This is a genomic window from Mucilaginibacter sp. P1_D10, from assembly GCF_056406215.1.
The window spans coordinates 1-4,013 of sequence record NZ_JBFUAP010000036.1 but is presented as its reverse complement, the minus strand read 5'-3'; the positions used below and the strand labels follow the sequence as shown (position 1 = coordinate 4,013).

The 4,013-nt window shown below is 43.5% G+C and carries 4 protein-coding genes and 1 rRNA gene; 3 read left to right on the top strand and 2 right to left on the bottom strand.

Annotated elements, in window-relative coordinates; genetic code table 11:
- Positions 1-1,162: glycoside hydrolase family 43 protein (locus AC1DYT_RS26620; protein WP_477472515.1), on the top strand; the 1,162-nt coding region annotated here is incomplete at its 5' end.
- Positions 1,163-1,591: 429 nt separating this feature from the next.
- Positions 1,592-1,771, top strand: a complete 180-nt coding sequence (locus AC1DYT_RS26615) for a hypothetical protein (RefSeq protein WP_477472514.1) — start codon at positions 1,592-1,594, stop codon at positions 1,769-1,771.
- Here AC1DYT_RS26615 and AC1DYT_RS26610 read toward each other — a convergent pair.
- Together AC1DYT_RS26610 and AC1DYT_RS26605 are read right to left on the bottom strand one after the other, a co-directional pair.
- Entirely contained in the window at positions 1,768-3,021 is a 1,254-nt protein-coding gene (locus AC1DYT_RS26610; RefSeq protein WP_477472513.1) for an Hsp70 family protein, read from the bottom strand. The genes AC1DYT_RS26615 and AC1DYT_RS26610 overlap by 4 nt on opposite strands.
- A gap of 17 nt (positions 3,022-3,038) precedes the next feature.
- Positions 3,039-3,260 carry a DUF6965 family protein gene (locus tag AC1DYT_RS26605; protein ID WP_477472512.1) on the bottom strand — a complete coding sequence of 74 codons (222 nt, stop codon included), beginning with the start codon at positions 3,258-3,260 and terminating at the stop codon, positions 3,039-3,041.
- Positions 3,261-3,872: 612 nt separating this feature from the next.
- Here AC1DYT_RS26605 and AC1DYT_RS26600 point away from each other — a divergent pair.
- Positions 3,873-4,013, top strand: a 16S ribosomal RNA gene (locus tag AC1DYT_RS26600); the annotation flags it as partial.

The window sequence follows — 4,013 nt, the reverse complement described above, 5'->3', positions numbered from 1 at the left end:
GTGGAAAGCCAGGTCATTTGTCCCCAACCTGGGTGACCACACCTTGTTTTTTGATGACGGAAAAGCGTATATGATTGGCGGGAGCGGAGATTTAAGGTTAGTGGAATTAAAGGACGATCTTTCCGGCATAAAACCCGGCGGAACGGACCAGATTATCATTAAAAAAGCAAACGTGCCATCGGGCGGTACCGGCCTCGGTCCCGAAGGCTCCCAGTTGTTTAAGGTAAAAGGCAAATATTATCTTTTCAATATTACATGGCCACCGGGCCACGTACGCACTGTTATCATACATCGGGCAGATAAGATCACCGGCCCTTATGAAGGACGAATTGGCCTCCAGGACCTGGGCGTTGCGCAAGGCGGATTGGTCCAGGCGCCAAATGGGGCCTGGTATTCTTATTTGTTCCGTGATTATGGCTCGGTGGGCCGCATTCCCTATYTGGTCCCTGTAAAGTGGGTGGATGGATGGCCCGTTTTGGGCACCAATGGCAAAGTGACCGATACACTCGACCTGCCGGCCGGTAAAGGGCTGATCCCGGGCATCGTCGCCTCAGACGATTTTACCCGTCAAAAAGGTAAACATGCATTACCACTGGTTTGGCAATGGAACCATAACCCGGATAATAGTTTATGGTCTGTTACCGAACGGAAAGGCTATTTACGACTCACWACCGGCAGGATCGACACCAATTTCCTGATGACACGGAATTCATTAACACAACGCACTATCGGGCCGGTATGYTCCGGGATAATTTCGCTCGACATTTCTCAAATGAAAGACGGCGATTTTGCGGGTTTGGGGCTTCTGCAAAAAAATTACGGGTTGGCTGGTGTAAAAATAACCGGGGATAGCAAAGCTRTCGTAATGRTCAATGCAAGCACCGGAAAACCCGAGGAAGCACAAACGATCCCCTTAAACCAAAAGGTAGTTTACTTTAAGGCGGAATGCAATTTTACGAACAGAAAAGACGTGGCAGATTTTTTTTATAGCCTGGATGGGAAAACATGGATACCATTGGGCACACAATTAAAAATGGCCTATACCTTCCCGCATTTTATGGGCTATCGTTTTGCTTTGTTTAATTATGCTACAAAAAATATAGGGGGCGCGGCCGACTTTGACTTTTTTCATATAACAGATTCTATTTCCCCGGAAAAATAAAGCCTAAGGAATTAACTGAGCGCAAAAAAAAAGAAAAATATATGTTACTTCGCTTGAGGGGCACTTTTACCACCCGAAATGATTGGGGTGGTAAAAGTGACCTAGGGAATCTTTTTCCAAAGAAAGCCTTTCCATCGCCTAAAATTATGATCTCTCAACTTGCTGGTTTTTTGAAAATAGTGTATCTTTAGTTAAGACTTACAGAGGTAATAAAAAGAGCGACATCTGTGGCGACCGATTATCTCGCGGTACTTAAATGGCTATAGATCAATAATATAATAGGTTGTGTTCGAATCCCTCCCTCACCGCCAGGGTTGATAATAAACAACAACAAAAGCCTGTAGATCGTATGATTTACAGGCCTTTTTGCTTTTAGAGTTGAGCGAAAAAAAGTAATTGGTTAAGAGGTTACCGTGAAAAACTGGGGCTATGATTTTAGTAAACATCAGTGCGGCCTACACTAACCAGTTATTGACCGTTGCTTTGAAAGGCAATGCGAAAGCGCTAACGGGCGGGATCAACCACAAGGTCATTTCTATCATCGGTGCTCTGAATGATTATAAGGGAAAACCCGAAATTGTTGTGAGTGACGGTGCCAATCTCATTTAACTCCCGAAAAGATAGCCGCTATAGGCCAGGCCGTTAGCTACGCTTTTGAAGTTGTCACCTGAATTCAGGTTCACATGCGGGAACTTGTTTTTAAACAACTTATGGATACTTTTGACCATGGAGGTTCCGCCGGTAAGAAACAGCGTATCGATGGCGTTTGCATCAATTCGATTTGCCTGTAAAAAATTATCCAGATAAGCGGCGATCCTGCTTACATCTTTTGCAATTACCTGTTCATAATCCAGTAAGCTAACCTCCTCTTCGATTTCGATACCCATGTGGTGATAGCTGAATGCCGTACTGTCAGCGGCAGTCAGGGCAATTTTTGTTTTTTCAATAGCCCGGAATACAGAATAACCCAGGTTGTTATCAATGAGTGTGAGCAGGTTTTTGAAAAGCCGGTCTTCCCTCGAGAAATAATAGTAATCTTCCATGTCCTTTTTTATGCGAAGGCCATTGAAGAAGTTCATTTGTTCCCAGGAACAGATATTTACGAACAGTGATTTTGGGACGGTCAGCACCTTGCCCGGGGTAGCTTCATATTGTGTGTTCTTGCCAAAATAGGGGGTACCCTTTTCCCACATAAATGCAGCATCTAAACTATCGCCACCTATATAAATCCCGCCTGTGGCCATCATGTCATTTTTCCGGTCTATGCTCCGGGATTTCTCGGGGTCAAGTACGAGATAGGTGAAGTCGGTTGTGCCGCCGCCAAGATCGGCGACTAATACATTTTCCTTTTTCGTAAGGTTCTTTTCATAAGCAAATGCCGCCCCGATAGGTTCAAATTGAAAACGGACATCGGTGAAACCGGCAATCTCCGTTGCTCTGTTTAGTCGCGTTTGGGCTAAGGTGTCTTTTTTTACATCATCATCATCGAAGAAAACCGGCCTGCCAATAATTGCTTTCCGGCAATCCTGCCCGGTCAGTAGGTCCGCGCGTTGTTTCAGCTCCTTCAATATAATCGCTACCAGGTCTGGGGCGGTGTAGCGTTTGTTTTGTATGCGGGTTTCGGTGAAACTGTTCCTGGATAACACCTGTTTCACAGATTTGATGAACCGCCCTTTCATGCCATCTTCCAGGTACGCCGAGATAGCTTCTTCGCCTACAACATAACCAGGCCGCTGGTGATAAAAATAGATCAGCGAAGGAATAATGAAGGTGTGCTCTATCTCCCGCGTTTGTTCATTGTAAACCGCCAAAGCCGAATTGGTCGTACCAAAATCGATCCCATATAAATAAGCATTCATCCCAGTAAATTTGAAAATTAAAAACGCGGGATCTCTTGCCCATCAAAGGGATGTTCTATCGCAGCGGCGATCCTGGTCAGTCGGTACCTGGAACGGTGGTCTTTCGGGTCGGCCATCATTGCTTCCAGATTGGTTTTCACAGCTTGTTGTACACGGTGTTGCGTAGTGGCGCGATCAAGGCGCAAAGTTTCCGGTAATATAGCATGTTCAAAATAAGTCACTAGTTCTTCATCACTCATCCTGCAAAAATAATAAAGCATCGATTTCCTACTGCTTTTATTGTCAAAATTCTAATGGCTGCATAGCCTTAACCTACCAACAATTCCGGGCAACGCGCTTATTTACAAATACATCGCGCTTAACATAGTTCTACGCCATTCATTTAATTACTATTAAACTTCATCAACTTGCATCGGTTAAGTTATTTATTATCAGTTGTTTGTGGTTTAAAATTCTTATGCAAAATGTAATGCGGCATTTGCTTAATGCGGGCGCCACGCTTGTTTTTAAATTTTATTGACCTGGTAATAAGTTACTTGTAATTATTTTGTTTTTTAATTCGTTAAATTGAAAAACAAACGTACTTTTGCACTCCCGAAACGAAGGGAAATATTTGAAAGCGACTTTCGAATAATTGAAATAAGAAGTTAAGAAGTGTTAAAGCTTCGAAAACATATAGCCGAACCGAGACGGAGAGGCGCAAAGTTCTTTTAAGAAATAGAAAATCATGTAGTGTAACAATCGAAAGATAGTTATGATTACAAACTTGGTAGATAATGTAAGAGAATATTTTTTTTTACAAGTTTCTATTGATTGAGTTTAATAGGGCTTGGATTATAACAACACATTATACAATGGAGAGTTTGATCCTGGCTCAGGATGAACGCTAGCGGCAGGCCTAATACATGCAAGTCGGACGGGATTTGGGAGCTTGCTTCTGATGAGAGTGGCGCACGGGTGCGTAACACGTATGTAACCTACCCTACCTTAAT